The sequence below is a fragment of the Arenibacter latericius DSM 15913 genome, from assembly GCF_000424985.1.
GTDB classification, from domain to species: Bacteria; Bacteroidota; Bacteroidia; order Flavobacteriales; family Flavobacteriaceae; genus Arenibacter; species Arenibacter latericius.
The window spans coordinates 73,666-92,161 of sequence record NZ_KE384287.1 but is presented as its reverse complement, the minus strand read 5'-3'; the positions used below and the strand labels follow the sequence as shown (position 1 = coordinate 92,161).

The following is an 18,496-nucleotide window of genomic DNA, read 5'->3' as shown; positions in this document are numbered from 1 at the left end:
ATTAACGCCTATAATTAGACAAAGTGGTAGCAGTGTAAAAGGGCGCCCTCGCATAAGTAAAATGGGCAATCAAAAACTTCGTGATTTATTATTTATGTGCAGTTTTAATGCCTGTAAATATAATAAGGCTTGTAGAGATATTTATGAGCGACTTGTGGCCAAAGGAAAGAGCAAAAAACTAGCGTTAATAGCGGTGTGTAATAAACTATTGAAACAGGCCTTTGCTATTGCAAAATCAGGGTTAATATATGAAGATACTTACAGAAGTACTTTAGTGAAAAGTTAATGCTTTTTTACTTGTTTTTTACCACAGTACTTTGGTGGGCTTTAACGCATTTCTATAGGCAAAATACCCTTTCTTTGGATTTCGATCTACATCCATAATAGTTTTCATCCATCCGGCGGGCCAGGCATCAATAAACAAATGTGCGGCAAAGGTCACCATACTGGAATCCCTTCTAAAGGCTTCGGTAACCGTTTCCAATGCCCACTCTTGATGATCTTGACTGGCATCTACCCAATCTTGTAAGGAATGCTGGGTATTATACCACATATAGTGGAATTTATGGGTCTGTGCTGCGTATATTCGATTAGCAGTCCATTTTTTATCATCCTCTTCGTCTTTTGGCAACCATTCTTTGGGATAGTATTTTTTCATTACCTCCACAGGATCCAATGCTTCTGCACCAAACTCCCCACAACCGTAATACCAATCAGGCTTCACCCATTGCCAATATCCCTTATATAGCTTTCCTATCCCCAGTCCTTGCCCGTTATACCAGGTATTATAACAGTGATTATCTGGCAGGCCAGGAGTTGGAGGATCATAATCCCCATCTGATTTTTTGATTACTCTATCCGGGTTTTCCTTAAGCACTGCCTCGTCCATGGCTCGGAAAAGTGAAAAATACTGTTCTGGAGTAGCCATGTTTCTATGCGGATGGCCTTCTCCATTTGGGAAGCGCTCATTGATATAGGTTATTATCACGTTACTGGGATGATTGCGGATCAATCGCTCCATTTCTGCCACCTGTCTTACACTTTCTTCCCATTGGTTGTAACGAATTCCCCCGAAGGTTGGGAAATCGGTCTGCAACATAAGCCCCAGCATATCGGCATACTCATAGATCTCTGGTTGTACCGGCCGTTGGGTCATTCTCAAAAAATTCATATTGGTCAGCTTGGCCAATAAGATGTCATCTATTAGCTGATCCCAATCTTTTTTAAATACATCCTGTTGTAGGAAGCCCATGGTATTTGCTCCCCTGAGCCGAATCTTTTTGTTATTGAAATAAAGTCTCCCTTTGGGAATCGATACAGTATCCATTTTAAATGAGCGCATCCCAAAAGTTTGTTTTTGCGCATCTACAACCGTATTATTTTCATCCAACACATTTAATTGTGCCTGATATAACCATGGAGTATCATTACTCCAAGATCTAAATTCCGGAATTTTCACATGATATGTGAAGTAATTCGGCCCATAGCCTAGGGAAGTCCTAGACTGTTGCCAATCTGTTGGTTTTTGTAAATCCCCGATGCCAGGCACGTGTAAGGCCGAGGGAACGATGAGCGAATCTTCAACAACGATAGATTCAAAATTTTGTCCAAATATGGATAAATTGAAACTAATTGGCCTGCGATCTTCGTGATAGTTGTTCACCTCTATTCTAATTTCGGCCATACCTTCGTCATATAAAGGCCGTACATAGACATCGTTGATATGGATGGGGTCCCTGGATTCTATATAGCAATCCTGATATATCCCCATACCGGCTGCACCCTGATGTCCACCATCATAAAAATTGTCATAACCAAGCCCGGTAACGCCATAGATTTTATCCCCAAAGAACCGTTCTTTTCCGGCCGCGACAAAACCAGTAGTGGTATAATCGTTTTCTACTTGGACCAATAGTTCATTTTCACCTTCCTTGGCATATTTGCTGATATTAAATTCGAAGGGAGCAAAAAACCCCTCATGGGAGCCTACATAGGCTCCATTTAAGAACACGTGCGCTTTATAGTCCACTGCTTTAAAATGAACGAATAGGGCACGGTCTTGCAACATTTCACGAGAAACATTAATTTTCTTGTAATAATAGGTGGTCGCTCTTCCATAAGGAGCATCAAAATGGGGTACCTGTACATTTTTCCAATCACCCTCACCTCTAAGCGTTGAAATGAAATTTTCCCTATCTCCGGAAGTTTCCTGTCTCCATTGAAATTCTGTTAAATAAACTCGGTCTCTAGTATTTGCTATTTCTGGAGCTTTGTTCGCCATAAAAGGAAGAAATTGTTTCTTTAGAATAGCAAGCTCCTTATAAAGTTCCTTTTTGGTACTAATTTCCCGTACTTCTTTAAAGGCGTGTTTTTTTCCTTTACTCAGGGGAATAGCTATTTCAGGCAGTTGGGGGGGAAGTTTCTCCTCCAAAAGGCTCATTCGTTCATTTTGCACCTTATTTCCAATTTCTGCAAAAAAATCAGTTTCTTGGGCATAGAGTTCTGAAAGTCCAAGTAAAGCACTTACAAGGAACATACAAATTAATACAACTTTACTAATAAATTTATTCATAACCTGATACATCAAGGATTTAAAGTAAAGAAAGTGCCATTGGTAAATGTCAATGGCACCTCTTCCACTCAACTAACAAACTAACACTACAATTTACTTTATTAATAACCTGGGTTTTGTTCCAATGGATGTTCCAGGTTGGCATCAATTGCACTTTGTGGAATTGGGAACAGATTATGGTGCTGTTCCACTGCATCTATATCTGCAGGCCATCCAAATTCCCTCGTCCTTTCAAAGATCAACCCCAATCTGGCCAATGTAAACATCCGCCATTCCTCACCCCATAATTCTCGAGCTCTTTCATCTAAAATGAAATCGATGTTTACATCGGACGGGGTGATATCCGAAGCATTGGAACGTTGGCGAACCGTATTAATATCCTTCGCTGAATTTGCTAAATCGTCATTTTTCATATAGGCCTCTGCCCGTAGCAAATAGGTTTCCGGTAATCTGATCACATAGGCATCACGTACATAGCCATTGTCTGGAATGGCATCAATATGCTTATCGGTTCCCATCTTAAAAATTCTCGGAAAGAAATAGCTCAAAGTATCATCCCTACTGGTTAACCATTCCTTTCTAATGGTGTCCCCTGGTTTTAGGTTAACTTCTATTTCATCACCATTTGCCAGTGTTACACTGGACACATAGGTGGTATCCCTATCAGTCTGCTGTCCGTTTACTATGACTTTAGGGGCGGTATATATTCTTTGGAGGTTGTGGTGAGCATTACGGTTGTCATTATCTGCATTCTTCCACACATCGTATTTAAAGTAATTATTAGGTTTTATCCAAGCATTTCCTCTACCGGTCCAATCACGGGCAGGTCCTTCAAATCCAAATTTATTCGCTCTCCAAAAAGTTGGCCAAAAGACTCGCTCAAACAGTGGTCGGTCATAAATATTAGTTCCTCCAGATACGTTTCTCTCAAATTGTATGGTCCAGATAGACTCCTTATTTCCATCATGGTAGTTTTGATTCCCCATCCTAAACAGATCCCAATACGCATCTTTTCCTTCCTCATTACTTCGGGTTCCGAATCTACCCTGCATTAAAGCGTAATCACCGTCTGTACCATCAATAACCCGGGAAGCGGCAGCTATTGCTTTTTCATACATCCCTTTATCTGCTGTTTCATCGCCCATACTTATATAAACCTCGCTTAATAAATGATCAGCTGCAGCACGGACCGCCCTTCCCGGTTGATCCGTAGTTAAGGGCATATATTGACTAGCAAATATTAAATCTTCCAACGCAACTTGGTACGTCTCTAACCGAGTAGCCCTTGTAAAATCCAACTTGGGGGAGGTAACCGGTTCCAGCACAATGGGGACACCTCCAAACAAGGTAGCAAGGTTACGATATGAAAAGCCTCTAAAGAATCTGATTTCCGCTTGGATCTCCAGTTTTTGATTTTCACTTACCCAATCTATTTTCTCGTTTTCCGTTTGCAACAAAAGCTCATTACAATTTTTGATCATTTGGTAATTTCGGTTGTACCAATCATTGGGAAACTGGCTATGCGAACCAAGGTTATTCCAAAAACTGTTTGTTCTCTCCAACCTAGTGGTACTGGCCATAACATCCGTGCCATATCCGTTCTTTATAAAATCCCGGGCCCCGTCTGCACTATTATAATAGGCTCTGGTTTGCCGGTACATTTGGTTAAGTCCTGTTTTGAACTGTGCTACATTCAAGAATGCATTTTCTGTAGTAAATCGGTCTTTTAGGTCTTCTTCCAAGAAGGCATCGTCATCACAACCAATACTTAGAAAAGCTAAAAGGAGAACACTTATTTTTATTATTGATGTTTTCATTTCTTAAAAAATTTATTTGGATTAAAAAGTAACGTCAAGTCCTAATGTGAAAGAACTAAGACCGGGCAGCGAGTATTCCCCAATTTGAGTGGCACTTTCTGGATCCCATCCTATCCAATCGGAGATGGTCAACAGATTTTTACCACTGGCATATATCTTAAGGTTGGAAATATTTGCCTTTTCAATCAATTTCTTATCAAACGTATACCCTATGGTAAGGTCCTGTAGTCTTATAAAGGAATGGGATTGATAAAATCCATAACCGTAAGGATTATTATAATCCGGTCTTGGATATTTGTTACTTGGACGCTCTGGTGTCCAATAGGGAAGATTTAACCATTTGGATGCATTGGGCACCAAGGCCCCCATTAATCCTTTTCTATTTCCTGCCAAATAATGATTGTTTCCTCCATCTATATAGTTAAAGTTAAAATATAGATTAAAGTTTTTGTAGTTAAGGGTATTGGACATATTAAGGGTGAAATTAGGCTTGGAATATCCTATTATGGATCTGTCATCGGTGGTAATCTTTCCATCTGGCACTCCATCCGGACCACTGATATCCTTAAATTTCACATCTCCCGGTCTGGCACCATAGGCTTCTTGATATTCTACGTCCTCCGTTTGTACTATTCCATCGAACGTATAATCGTAGATTGCCCCTAGAGATTTACCAATAAACCATCTATTCCCTAGGTCATCGTCCTCTACTCCGTCTCCATCAGCATCTATCCCATATAGACTTACAATCTTATTTTTGTTTTTCCAGTATGTAAAAGTTGTTTCCCAAGAAAAGTCTTGATTCTTTATATTAACGGTCGTTAGATTAACTTCTAAACCTTTGTTATTGATTTCCCCAATATTGGCCAAGATGCTACCATATCCCGTCATTATGGGCAATCTTCGGGTCATTAACAGGTTTGTAGTTTTAGAATCGTACACCTCCACAGAACCGGACACCCTATCCCTTAATATAGAAAAGTCCAATCCAAGATTGGTAGCATTTGTTTGCTCCCATTTTAATCCTGCATTTGCCAAGCTGGATTGGTATGCAGTATTCACCGTTTCACTTCCAAATACATAGGAAGAGTTCCCAACCCTGGGCAAGGTGCCATAACTTCCTACAGAGGGGTTTCCATTTTCCCCGTAAGACAATCTAAGTTTTAAATGATCTATAAAATCAATTTTGTTTTTCAAAAAGGATTCCTCGGAAATCGTCCAACCAAGACCAAGTGCCTTAAAATCGCCGAACTTATTTCCAGGTGCAAACCCAGAATATCCGTCACGTCTATAACTAAAAGTACCATGGTACTTATTATTATAGTTGTAATTTACTCGGAATAGGTATGCAAGTTGATTCAACTTGCCATAACCCGTATTCACATTTCTCTTCTCATTGTTGCCAAGTTCCAGGGCATGCACTCCTAATGCCGTACTACCCACTTCCTCAAAGTCAGAGGCCGAAAGATTGGAATGCTGGTTAATCCTTTGCTGTCTTTCAGACATTAAAGTTGCACTTATATTATGGACGCCGGCAATGGACGTGTTATAAGAGAGTATGTTATTGAAAAGATAGCTATCCGAAGTAGCATTGTTCTTATACCCATTGGCATTCTTTAAATATTTACCAGGGTTGTTCAACTCTTCAATCTTCAACGTATTCACATAATACTTTTCATCGGTAAATCTTTCACTTTCGCTATGATAGCGATTCGCGGAATAATTAAAGCGATACTTTAACCCATTTATCCACGGGAGCTGTATCTCGGCAAAGGCCGTCCCCCTGTAATTGTATCTCTTTTCTAGATCATAAAGTTCAGTACCAAGTAGGGGATTACTCCATGTCGTCACTGCTCCTGGATATCTTTCCAACCAATGCTCAAAGCCAGGTTCCTGAACATGTTTATATCCAAAAGGACTTATATAGGTTGCCGTATATAAATTCGCAGACCTCCCTGAATAGTCCCGTATATCCGCATTTAAAGAGGCTCCTACTTTCAACCAACTTGTTACATCCGTATCCAACTTCAATAAGACGGATTGTTTTTTAAAATCATCACCGACAACAATTCCCGTTTGATCCAACACATTCCCAGATAGATAATAGTTTACGTTATCAGTGGCACCCGAAATACTCAACTGTAGACTTTGAATAGAGGCTTGGCGCGTTACTTCGTCAAACCAGTCAATATAGTGACCTTCTTGATACGCCTGATATTCTTTTTGATTAAGGATACGCTGTAAATCCAGATCCCCTCCAGTTGCACCCCCAGATTTATATACATCTTGTCTAAAGGTGAGCGCTTGTTCCGGATTCATCATATCGGGTTTATTAGTCCAAGTTTGAATTCCATTATAAGCACTTAAGTTTATTTGGGGCGTAGCCGTTTTTCCTCTTTTGGTCGTTATTATAATCACCCCATTTGCGGATCTTGATCCATATACAGCTGCAGCACTAGCATCTTTTAATACATCTATAGAGGCAATGTCATTTGTATTAATACTGGAAAATCCACCTTCATATATAAGTCCATCAACGACCAATAAAGGAGCATTCCCCGCCGAAAGGGAGTTCTGCCCCCTTACCTGTATACTTGGCTGTCCCCCGGCTGAGGTTACATTCCCTATATTAAGACCAGTAACTTTACCCTTCATAGCCTCAAGAGCGTTTACATTGGCTATGTTAGCTATTGGGCTATCTTCGATACGGATACTACTAACGGACCCCGTAAGATCCCTTCTAGTAGAAGTCCCATACCCTATCACTACCACTTCATCCAGAGCGGATGCATCTTCTTGCATTACCAGATCCAATTGGGTTCTTCCTTCCAGTTTTACTTCCACCGATTTAAAGCCCAAGAAGGAAAATACCAGAGTTGCATCGGGATCATTTATACTAATAGCGTAGTTTCCATCAAAATCTGAAACCACTCCATTTGTAGAATTTTTCTGTACGATATTAACTCCAAATACGGGAGTTGAACTTTCATCTGTGACGGTCCCCGTCACTGTTATCGACTGTGCTTTTACCATGGTTGTAAGCCCCAAGAATGCACCGATAAACATTAAGCATGTTCTTTTCATAAATACTAGTTTGGTTATTTGCGATTATTAAGTAGCCAATATTAACTATAACATATTTTTTTTGATAGAACATATCCGTCTAATACTACATCATTATCGTTGCACTAAAACAATATCGGGAAAGACTAGTCCATTTTCGGTCCTAGGCGCCTTCATTCTACCCAAAACCATATATTTACATTTCATAATTAAGTAGTTTTCTAATGAATCTTCGAAAATTATTATTGGTATTTATTCCTGTTCTCCTTCTTGCAGGGAATAGTAGTAAAGCACAGTTCATCAATTACTCGACTAAAGGAGGATTGTCCTCCAATAATATAGAACACATTAGTGAGGATGAAGATGGGTTGATATATATATCGAGCTATAATGGACTTAATATATTTAACGGTACGGATTTTCAGGTTTTAAACCAGTACAATAAAGAGAGCTTTAGCAGTGAGATTTCGGGTGTGCTACCCCTCAACAATGGGTACGTCCTTATAGGAACCCTGGACAAAGGCCTTTTTCTTTTGGATAAATTCAAGCAGGATATAATTCCACTAAAGTTATCTTCGATTCCCCTGAACGCTTCCTTCGCTGTTACCACACTTTTCCTGGATGAAGGTAAAAATGTATGGATTGGTTTAAAGGATGGACAAATCATTACCTTTAAAAGCTCCGAAATAACCTCCCATACATCATCCACCGGAAAGGTTATGAGCTCATTAGTCTCAACCGCATCATTTGCCATTAACTCATTTATTGAAGCCAACAATAGTATTCTGGCCGCCGGGAATGGATCCAAGGTTATCAGGATAAAAAAAGAGCATACAAATTTCATTATCGATTATCCGTTGGAGTTTAGGAATGTCTATCAAATATTCAGTATGGTCGCTATAAACAATTCCTTATTTATAGGCACCAATAGTGGGCTTTATAAAACCAAGATACTCCAATACCAACACCAGACAATCCCCACATCAATTGCAACCCCGTGGAAATTACCCAACTCCATTATCAGAAGCATTTCACTACATAAGGATAAACTGTGGGTTGGCACTGAGGGAGACGGACTGTATAACTATTCCTTAGATGGAAGAGAATTGGGGCATTTTACTTACCAAGAAAACAAACGAAATTCCATTAATTCCAACTACGCTTTGTTTACGATGGTAGATAGTAATGATAACTTATGGGTAGGCACTTGGTTTGGAGGGATTAATCTTTTAAACTTAAATGAGAGTAAATTTCAGTTTATCTATGACAGTAAGAGTGAAATAAATTTATTTGCCAATATCATCTGGAACATTGCAACCACTCCTGAAGGTGATCTATATCTAGGAACCCATGGCAATGGATTGTGTATATATCAGCCAGCCGAAGAAAACTTTATTTCCATCTTAAACGAAACAGAGGTAAAATCCGTCTCGGCCCTTTATTATGATCCGGATAAAAAGTTGTTGTTTATCGGAACTTGGGAGCATGGCATAAAGGTTTTTGATCCCGCAACTGGCGTATTGGTAGAAAAGGGGTATAATTTTGATGCCCTTGCATCCGAACGGATTTACACCATTACCAAAGGACCGGACAACAAATTATGGATAGGAAGCTTTAACAAGGGGCTTTACACCTACTCCTTTAAAAATCACCAATTGGAAAAATTTGAACTTTCAGATAAAACTTTCTTGGCAGATACTGATATCCGTTGTTTATTAACCGACATAGAAAGAAATCAATTATGGGTTGGATCCACAAAAAATGGACTCTTTTCCATCCAATTTAGGGAAGGTGTTGCGCAGAAAACAATTCATCACCCCAATTTTAAGGGAAGCAATCAAAAGATCATTGCAGAAAATCTTTATAAAGACTCCTTGGACAATATATGGGTTCTTTGCCGCAATGGCATAGGGAAGATAGATTCTGACCAAACCCCTTATAAATTACCCATTTTAAGTGGGGCCATTACAACTGGGATGATCGAGGATGATCAACAGAGGTTTTGGATCAGCACCTACAAAGGAATTTACGTCTATGATCCATCAACACAAATAACTACTCCTTTTTTAAAAGAACATACATTTTCCGACCTTAATTTTATTCCGAAAGAAAAACTTGTATTTGCAGCTTCTGACAACGGCCTGCTAATTTCCCAATCCGATACCAGTGTAGAAAGACCACACCTTCCGAACATATATTTCTCCCAATTAAAAATATTGGATCAAAAAATAAAACCGTTGGAAAGCTATAGGGGCACTACTATTTTACCCAGACACTTAAATTACTCGGATACCCTACAGCTTCCCTATTATTCACAAACATTTTCAATAGACATTAATGCTATTTCGTTTATAGAAAAATCTAAAGACCAGATACGCTACCGATTGAAAAATTTCGAAACCGGTTGGAATATATCCGGCAGTCTTTCCACAACAGCCTCCTATACAAATGTACCGCCCGGAGCTTACACTTTAGAAGTACAAACCTCCAACTTAAAAGGCGGTTGGGAATCCAACAACTTTCGTGCTATAACTATTATTAAGCATCGCCCATGGTGGGTTACTCCATGGGCTTTTACTACCTACCTTATTCTCCTTTTCACTTTTATCTACTTCGTTTACCGAGAGATAAGAGGTCGGATAAGGATTAAGCAAGAATTAAAAATAGAAAAAATAAAACAAGAGCGTGAATTTGAGATCTACCAGCAAAAGATGTCCTTTTTCACGAATATTTCACATGATATAAGGACACCACTAACGTTAATACTAGGTCCATTAGAAGAAATACTAACCACCCACGCTCTGGAGAAAGAAGTGGAATCCAAACTACAACGTATGTTAAAAAACACGAAAATACTTTTTAGTTTGGTAAACCAGATCTTAGATTTCAGAAAAGCGGAAGCGAATAATATTCAACTGGATTTAAGGCGAATCGAATTAAATTCATTTGTTCAAAATATCCACTATCAGTTTAGTGGACTAGCTCAGAACAAAGAAGTTGATTTAGACATCTCCTCTCCGGAAGATAAAATATGGATTGTTGCAGACCCACAAAAGCTGGAATCGGTATTTTTCAATTTGCTGTCCAATGCTATTAAATTTACGCCTAAGTATGGCCAGATTATGATTCATTTCAATCAGGATGAAAAACAGACCTTAATTGTGGTTAAAGATACGGGAGTAGGAATCCCTGAAGATGAGTTGGAAAATATATTCACTAGGTTTTATAGATCCAAAAACAACCACCAATTCCCCGGCACTGGAATTGGTGTGGCTTTAGTTAAGAAATACATAGACCTACACAACGGCCACATTGAAGTTAAAAGCACAGAAAACCTTGGGTCTGAATTTATTATTCATCTTCCCTTACTACCAAATCAAGATGTGTATCCCGAATATGATTCCTATAATGAAATGGACGTTAATCCTGCCTCCAAAAAGGCGGAAACAAAGAACTCTTCGAAAAAGGCCACTGTGTTAGTAATCGATGATAATTACGATATAAGGGATTACCTAAGGGAAATATTACAACAAGACTATCATGTTCTTGAGGCCGAAAATGGGACCTTGGGCCTATCTATAACCAATAAGAGATTGCCCGATCTTGTAATCTCGGACGTAATGATGGAAGGCATGGATGGCCTTGAGGTTTGTGATCGTATAAAGACCAATTTAAACACCTCGCACATCCCAGTGATACTATTAACTGCTAAAAACACTGTGGATACTAAAATTGAAGGGTTTGAAAAGGGAAGTGACGCCTATTTGGAAAAGCCCTTCAACAGTAAGTTATTATTAACCATGGTAAAAAACCTAATTGAACACCGGGAAGCGATGAAAAAGAAGTTTCTTCTGTCAACCTCCGTATCTGAGCAATCTACTCCTTCCTCCGTAGACGAAGAGTTTATAGAAAAGGTAATAGGCACTATAGATAAACATATATCGGAATCCGATTTTTCCGTTCAGGACCTCGCAGAAAAACTTTTAATGAGTCCAGATCAACTCTATCGAAAAATCAGGGTCTTGACGGGTTTATCCGCCATTCATTTCATACGATTAATACGATTAAAACGAGCGGCTAACTTACTTTTGGATAAGCGCTACGCAGTAAACGAAATTGTATATATGGTAGGCTTTAACAATCCATCGTATTTCACAAGATGCTTCAAAGCAGAATATGGTGTGCCCCCTTCTGAATATTTGCAATCACAAGAAGTTAATCACGAGTAATCAGTGATTTGGTCTTTCAAGACCATTCCATATCATAATAAAGGTTACATTGTAAAAATCATCCAAAACTTTTTCACTATTAGTCATTGGATTCGATGTTTTTTTCATAAAGAAACCTAAAGTCCTAGAATTCTTAACCACAATTTTTGCATAAACACAACATTTGGTCATGATCCCAAAAAATGTTTATAAATAGTTTATAAATGGAAATGAAAAAGGCCTTCAATTTCTTGAAGGCCTTTATTTACTTGCGGTCCGGACGGGACTCGAACCCGCGACCCCCTGCGTGACAGGCAGGTATTCTAACCAACTGAACTACCGAACCGTGGCGTTTAGCGAGTGCAAATATACACCCCTATTTCAATTGCACAAACTTTTTTTCGAAAAATTTTCAATTTTTAGGTAATTTTTTTTCTTTCGACCATAAAGGTGTTCATCACCTTCGAGAAATCGCCCCGTACATCGACCTCCACATACTTTATTTTATATTGGGCACATTTTAACTTAATAGCATTAAAATATTCCTGCACTTCCTTTTCATAAGCCTCTTTAATAGCATCAGGATACAAATCTACATGTGCACCCGTTTCAATATCTAAAAAACGCTTAGGTGTATTATCAAAATTAAAGGAGAGTTCCGTTTCTCTATCCGTAATATGGAATAAGACTACTTTGTGTTTATTATATTTTAAATGCTGTAGCGCCTCAAACAACTTTTCATCCGCAACAGCAGTCTGAAACATATCTGTAAAAAGGATTACAAGACTACGTCGTTTTAATTTTTCCGCTATCAGATGTAAATAGGCATAGGTCTCTGTTTCCTTGGCTGGTTTAGTATCCATGCCTATCTCACTTAATTTAGCCAATAACATTTGGTGATGCCTTTCACTACTCTTTTCCGAAGCATAATAACTATAACTATCAGAATACACACTTAAACCAACAGCATCTCGCTGCTTTTTTAATATTTGCATTAACACTGCAGTGGCAAGTACTCCAAAACCAATCTTATTTAAATTATCTAAATTAAGCTGTTTTACTTCTGGATAATACATGGAGGCAGAATTGTCTAATATAATATGACAACGCAAATTAGTTTCCTCCTCATAGCGCTTAGTATACAACTTATCGGTCTTGGCATATAACTTCCAATCTATATGCTTGGTACTTTCTCCCTTATTATAAATCTTATGCTCTGCAAATTCTGCCGAGAAACCGTGGAAGGGACTTTTATGAATACCACTTATAAAACCTTCCATCACTTGATTTGCCAGCAACTCCAAATTCTGGAAGAGTTGCGCTTTATGTATCTCGGACTGTATATTCATATTGCTAATATAACGAAGAAACAGCCTCATATGAAATAGTCCCTAAAGAATGGGATTAGTTCTTCCTATTTTACTTCACTCACTTCTACAAAGCACTTAGCATATCCCTACGAATTACGACCAAAAAAAAATCCCGCCAAACGGCAGGATTTTTTTATCTGTTTTCTTTTAATAGGCTTACAACAATGCGTCTATTGCATCGGTATAAACTTTCTTAGGAGAAACGCCAACTTGTCTGTTCACAATTTCACCATCTTTAAATACCAATACAGTAGGAATATTCCTTACACCGTATTTAGCAGCAAACTCTTGGTTAGCGTCTACATCAACCTTTCCTACAACGGCTTTGCCCTCGTATTCTGCACTTACCTCTTCAATGATAGGACCTACCATTCTACAAGGTCCACACCATGCTGCCCAAAAATCAACTACTACTGGTTTGTCACTTTTTAGCACTACTTCATCAAAAGTAGCATCTGTTATTTCTAATGCCATGTTTTTTAATTTTTAAATATTATACAAACTTAGACAATTATTTTGCCTTTTCCTTACATACTTATTATTGGTTTTGGTTATGACAATATCAACAAAGCTTATTCTGCAAGCTGTAAAGCCCTAACCACCTACCACTTACCTACAGTAAATCTAATTTAACTTGTAATGTACTTCTTTTTCTTTTAACTGCATCAGTAGCTCGCTTGAAATATTAATTTTCTGTTTTCTACTGGTCATGTTAACCTTAATTTTCTCTTTCATTTCATAAACTATAAAGTTCAGCGGATGACTTCCTGAATGCGACACCAAAATATCTTTTAGTTCCATTATGTTATCTTCCTTTAATTGAGCAACATCTAAATTTATAGTCAGTTTTTTGGCAAAGGTTTCCATTACATCCTGCAGCATCATAATCATATTGTACTGCATCCTAGGCTCTCCTTTTTTTCCGGTATCCCGATTTACCCATCCTTCTTTGATAAACACCTTAAAATAGGCAAAAGAATTAATCATTAAGAAGTGCCTATATTTTAAATACTCTTCCCCAAAAATTCTAAATTCTAGTGAGTCGCCATAATCTTCTACAATAAAAGACGCCCATCCCTTTCCATTTTTGGAAACCCGATGCTGCACATCAGAGATGACCCCCGCAAAAGTGAGTTCTTTATTTACATATTCGCTCATATTGGCAACAGCACTAATATTGGCATTGGTAAAAGCTTTTATTTCTACCTCAAAATCATCTAATGGATGACCAGATATATATATCCCAACCACTTCCTTTTCTCTTCGAAGTTTCTCCATGGTGCCCCATTCCTCACAAGGCGGAACTATAGGTTCTGGAATCTGCACCTCACTAGCATCTCCAAACAAACTTACTTGAGCCGAGTTTTCATTTTCCTGGTATTTGTTTCCATAGCGAATCACTTTCTCTAAAAAGGTTACTCCATCTCCTTCATCATGGAAATATTGTGCTCTATGCGTATCCCCAAAAGAATCGAACCCACCAGCAAGTGCCAGGTTTTCAAAAGCTCTCTTATTAGCCGCCCGCAAATCGATCCGTTTTGCTAAGTCAAAAACAGATCTATAATGTCCATCTTCCGTCCTATTCTCTACTATGGTTTCCACTGCTCCACGCCCTACTCCTTTAATAGCGCCCATACCAAAACGAACTGCCCCTTCGGCATTAACAGCAAACTTATAGAAGGATTCATTAACGTCTGGCCCTAGTACTTCCAATCCCATGCGCTTACACTCCTCCATAAAGAAGGTAACTTGTTTAATATCGTTCATGTTATTAGAAAGCACCGCCGCCATATATTCTGCCGGATAATGTGCTTTTAAATAAGCGGTCTGATAGGCGATATAAGCATAACAGGTAGAGTGACTCTTATTAAAAGCATACGAAGCAAAAGCCTCCCAGTCCTTCCAAATTTTCTCGAGCACCTCCCTAGGATGACCTCTTTCTTCACCTCCATCCAGAAACTGAGGTTTTAACTTTTCTAGTAGGGCAAATATCTTTTTCCCCATAGCCTTCCTCAAAACATCGGCATCACCCTTAGAAAAGCCCGCCAATTTCTGAGACAGCAACATCACCTGCTCCTGGTACACGGTAATACCATAGGTCTCCTTCAGGTATTCCTCCATATCGGGAAGATCATAGGAAATCTCCTCATCTCCGTGTTTACGAGCAATAAAGCTAGGAATGTATTCCATTGGCCCTGGTCTGTACAAGGCGTTCATAGCAATAAGGTCATCAAACACCGTAGGCTTTAGGTCCTTCATGTGTTTCTGCATCCCAGGAGATTCATACTGAAACACCCCTACCGTCTCCCCTCTTTGAAACAGCTCATAGGTCTTCTGGTCATCTAAAGGAAAATCGTCTGGCACCAAGTCTATTCCATGCTTGGCCTTAACAATCTTTACAGTATCCTTAATCAGGGTTAAGGTTTTTAATCCTAAGAAATCCATCTTTAGGAGTCCGGCATTCTCTACCACCGAGTTATCAAACTGGGTAACGTACAGATCCGAATCTTTTGCTGTGGCTACAGGTACAAAGTTGGTGATATCACTAGGAGTAATGATCACCCCACAAGCGTGAATCCCCGTATTCCTTACAGACCCCTCCAATATCCTCGCCATTTGTACGGTCTGCCCTTCCAGATCTTCCCCTTCAGAAATATTGAGTAGCTCATGCACCTTCTCCAAATCCTCTGCTCGGAATTTCTTCTTTAAATCGGCCTCACTTACCCCAAATATCTTACTTAGTTTAGACATAGTAGGAATCAGCTTAGATATCCTATCTGCGTCTCCCAGCGGCAAGTCTAACACCCTTGCAGTGTCCCGTATAGAAGATTTTGCCGCCATGGTACCATAGGTGATAATCTGCGCCACCTGATTGGCTCCATACTTTTTAATCACATAATCCATTACACGTCCCCTGCCCTCATCATCAAAATCGATATCAATATCGGGCATGGACACCCTGTCCGGATTTAAGAACCGCTCAAAAAGCAGATCGTATTTTAGTGGGTCTATATTGGTAATAGTAAGACAATAGGCCACTACTGACCCTGCTGCGGACCCCCTTCCTGGCCCTACAGACACATCCATTTTCCTTGCCTCCCGAATAAAGTCTTCCACAATTAGGAAGTATCCTGGATAACCAGAATTCTCAATAATAGAAAGCTCAAAATCTAATCGCTCCCTTATCTCGTCGGTAATTTCCCCATAACGCATTTTAGCGCCTTCGTACGTAATATGTCTTAGGTAGGCATTTTCTCCTCTTTTACCTCCATCTTCCTCATCTTGAGCCACCTTAAAATCATCTGGAATATCAAATTTTGGCAATAACACATCACGAGCAAGCTCAAAGGGCTCTACCTTATCTACTACCTCCTGAATATTTATAATGGATTCTGGCAGATCTTTAAAGACCTCTTTCATCTGGTCTGCCGACTTAAAGTAATATTCTTGGTTGGGAAGCCCAAACCGATATCCACGTCCCCGACCAATAGGGGTAGCCTGTTTTTCACCGTCCTTTACACACAAGAGCACATCATGAGCATCTGCATCTTCCTTAGACCCGTAATAGGTATTATTGGTGGCTACCAATTTTACTTGATGCTTTTTGGCAAAGGCTATTAAAACTTGATTTACCCTATCTTCATCTTCCTGCCCATGGCGCATGATTTCTATATACAGGTCATCGCCAAACTGTTCTTTCCACCATAATAAAGCTTCTTCCGCCTGATTCTCTCCTACATTCAATATTTTCCCTGGCACCTCACCATAGAGGTTTCCAGTCAGTACAATTAAATCTTCCTTATACTGCTCTATAATCTTACGATCTATTCTAGGCACATAATAAAATCCGTCCGTATAGGCGATGGACGACATTTTAGCCATGTTATGGTATCCTCTTTTATTTTTGGCTAAAATTACAATCTGATACCCGTTATCTTTTACACTTTTATTGGTATGGTCCTCACAAACATTGAATTCACAGCCCAAAATAGCCGTAATCTTTTGCTCTGTTGGCTCCTCTCCTTTCTCCACTGCTTCGGCATTCTTAGCCTTTACTTTTGCATTATGAGAGTTTACCGCACTTACAAAGTGAAAAGCCCCCATCATATTTCCGTGATCGGTAAGTGCCACCGCAGGCATCTTTTCTTGGGCTGCTTTTTGCACTAGCTCTGCAACAGACATGGTAGACTGTAATACGGAGAACTGGGAGTGATTATGGAGATGCACAAATGGCGCATCTTCCAGGGCCTTTAAATTCTCCTGGATTTCTTCCTTTGATACCACCTCAGTGTCCAGTACTGAAAGTTTATCAGCTATTTTTTTGGAAGCTTTTTTAAGGTTAATATGCTTTAACCCTATTAGTTGAATTTCTTGTGGGTTGGCCTCGGAGAAATTTTTAAAATAATCTGGCTCCACATCCAATTGCTCCGCCGTATACTCTTCACGCCTTACCAGTTCTAAAAAACAACGAGTAGTAGCCTCCACATCTGCCGTAGCATTATGTGCCTCAGCAAAAGGTTCTCCAAATAGGTATTCATGGAGCTCTGTAAGTGTAGGCAATTTAAAGCGTCCTCCTCTACCTCCAGGAATCTGACATAATTGGGCAGTATGCTCGGTACAAGTATCAAGCACAGGCAACTCTTGCAAGCTATTTTCTACCTCGTATCGGTGGAACTCGGCCCCCATAATATTAAGGTCGAACCCCACATTCTGTCCTACCACAAACTTGGTCTTACCCAAAGCAACATTAAACTTATCTAACACCTCTTTAATGGGCACCCCTTGTTCCTGTGCCAATTCAGTAGAAATACCATGGATCTGCTCCGCGTCATAAGGGATATTAAATCCGTCTGGTTGCACCAAAAAATCCTGACTCTCCACAAGTCTTCCCATTTCATCATGCAACTGCCATGCAATTTGTATACATCTTGGCCAATTATCTACGTCTGTATGCGGAGCATTCCATCGTTTGGGCAATCCCGTGGTCTCGGTATCAAAAATTAGGTACATAGGTTACAGTGAAGTTTAGGGTTCAAAGATTAAAGTTTGCATGATAAGGTAAAACATATAATACTACCTTATCATACCCCCTTATTACAAGTCACACTTGACCTGTTCTACTAAGGGTTTTATTTCTTAAGATTTCATCTATTTTATTTAGATAAAATCCCTGTAGCATTCAAACTAAAAACAAGCCGTAAAATTAAGAAAATACAAGCCGTAATAAAAATGGACTAAGAAGTAGTTATTAACGAAGCTAAGAAACACACGGAAATTTCAATCATGGTTCCCGATACAATATTGAGCTTTTTGATTAAACAAGAAACTAGTAAACTCGACCGAAAAGTTGACACTCAATTTTTATGAAAAAATCCGAAAAGAAGAAAAATTATTGTATCTATACCAATAAACGATATAGAAAGCAATAATTTATATAAAGTGTCATTGTGAATTTACAGAATTAGA

At 39.1% G+C, this 18,496-nt stretch carries 8 protein-coding genes and 1 tRNA gene; 2 read left to right on the top strand and 7 right to left on the bottom strand.

Annotated elements, in window-relative coordinates:
- Positions 1-286: transposase (locus H344_RS0118215; protein ID WP_026811580.1), on the top strand; the 286-nt coding region annotated here is incomplete at its 5' end.
- Positions 287-304: 18 nt separating this feature from the next.
- On the opposite strand, the gene H344_RS20780 is transcribed toward H344_RS0118215, so the two are convergent.
- The 3 genes from H344_RS20780 to H344_RS0118200 all read right to left on the bottom strand — a co-directional run bounded on the left by H344_RS20780 (position 305) and on the right by H344_RS0118200 (position 7,473).
- A complete protein-coding gene (locus H344_RS20780; protein ID WP_169514992.1) occupies positions 305-2,572 on the bottom strand; it encodes a glycoside hydrolase family 2 protein in 2,268 nt (755 codons plus the stop codon).
- Positions 2,573-2,673: 101 nt separating this feature from the next.
- Positions 2,674-4,389: a RagB/SusD family nutrient uptake outer membrane protein gene (locus tag H344_RS0118205; RefSeq protein ID WP_026811579.1), complete on the bottom strand. Its 1,716-nt coding sequence runs from the start codon at positions 4,387-4,389 to the stop codon at positions 2,674-2,676.
- Between the two features lie 21 nt (positions 4,390-4,410).
- Complete coding sequence (locus H344_RS0118200) at positions 4,411-7,473, bottom strand: SusC/RagA family TonB-linked outer membrane protein (RefSeq protein WP_034256980.1); 3,063 nt, start codon at positions 7,471-7,473, stop codon at positions 4,411-4,413.
- A gap of 203 nt (positions 7,474-7,676) precedes the next feature.
- Between H344_RS0118200 and H344_RS0118195 the strand changes: the two genes are divergently transcribed.
- The gene (locus H344_RS0118195; RefSeq protein WP_026811577.1) at positions 7,677-11,681 is read left to right on the top strand and encodes a hybrid sensor histidine kinase/response regulator transcription factor; all 4,005 of its coding nucleotides are present in this window, start codon (positions 7,677-7,679) and stop codon (positions 11,679-11,681) included.
- A 251-nt stretch (positions 11,682-11,932) separates the two neighbouring features.
- On the opposite strand, the gene H344_RS0118185 is transcribed toward H344_RS0118195, so the two are convergent.
- From H344_RS0118185 to dnaE, 4 genes are all read right to left on the bottom strand, one after another.
- Positions 11,933-12,006: transfer RNA gene (locus H344_RS0118185), tRNA-Asp, on the bottom strand.
- Positions 12,007-12,079: 73 nt separating this feature from the next.
- On the bottom strand, positions 12,080-13,009 hold the full coding sequence (locus H344_RS0118180) for a DUF58 domain-containing protein (RefSeq protein WP_026811576.1): 930 nt from the start codon (positions 13,007-13,009) through the stop codon (positions 12,080-12,082).
- A 177-nt stretch (positions 13,010-13,186) separates the two neighbouring features.
- Positions 13,187-13,504, bottom strand: coding sequence for a thioredoxin (gene trxA, locus H344_RS0118175; protein WP_026811575.1), 318 nt, complete (start codon positions 13,502-13,504; stop codon positions 13,187-13,189).
- A gap of 150 nt (positions 13,505-13,654) precedes the next feature.
- The gene (dnaE, locus tag H344_RS0118170) at positions 13,655-18,040 is read right to left on the bottom strand and encodes a DNA polymerase III subunit alpha (RefSeq protein WP_026811574.1); all 4,386 of its coding nucleotides are present in this window, start codon (positions 18,038-18,040) and stop codon (positions 13,655-13,657) included.
- Between the last annotated feature and the right edge of the window lie 456 nt (positions 18,041-18,496).

Bases quoted from the DNA above. Each gene is read 5' to 3' on its own strand.
- H344_RS20780 (WP_169514992.1), bottom strand. From the start codon at position 2,572: ATGAATAAATTTATTAGTAAAGTTGTATTAATTTGTATGTTCCTTGTA.
- H344_RS0118205 (WP_026811579.1), bottom strand. From the start codon at position 4,389: ATGAAAACATCAATAATAAAAATAAGTGTTCTCCTTTTAGCTTTTCTA.
- H344_RS0118200 (WP_034256980.1), bottom strand. From the start codon at position 7,473: ATGAAAAGAACATGCTTAATGTTTATCGGTGCATTCTTGGGGCTTACA.
- H344_RS0118195 (WP_026811577.1), top strand. From the start codon at position 7,677: ATGAATCTTCGAAAATTATTATTGGTATTTATTCCTGTTCTCCTTCTT.
- H344_RS0118180 (WP_026811576.1), bottom strand. From the start codon at position 13,009: ATGAATATACAGTCCGAGATACATAAAGCGCAACTCTTCCAGAATTTG.
- trxA (WP_026811575.1), bottom strand. From the start codon at position 13,504: ATGGCATTAGAAATAACAGATGCTACTTTTGATGAAGTAGTGCTAAAA.
- dnaE (WP_026811574.1), bottom strand. From the start codon at position 18,040: ATGTACCTAATTTTTGATACCGAGACCACGGGATTGCCCAAACGATGG.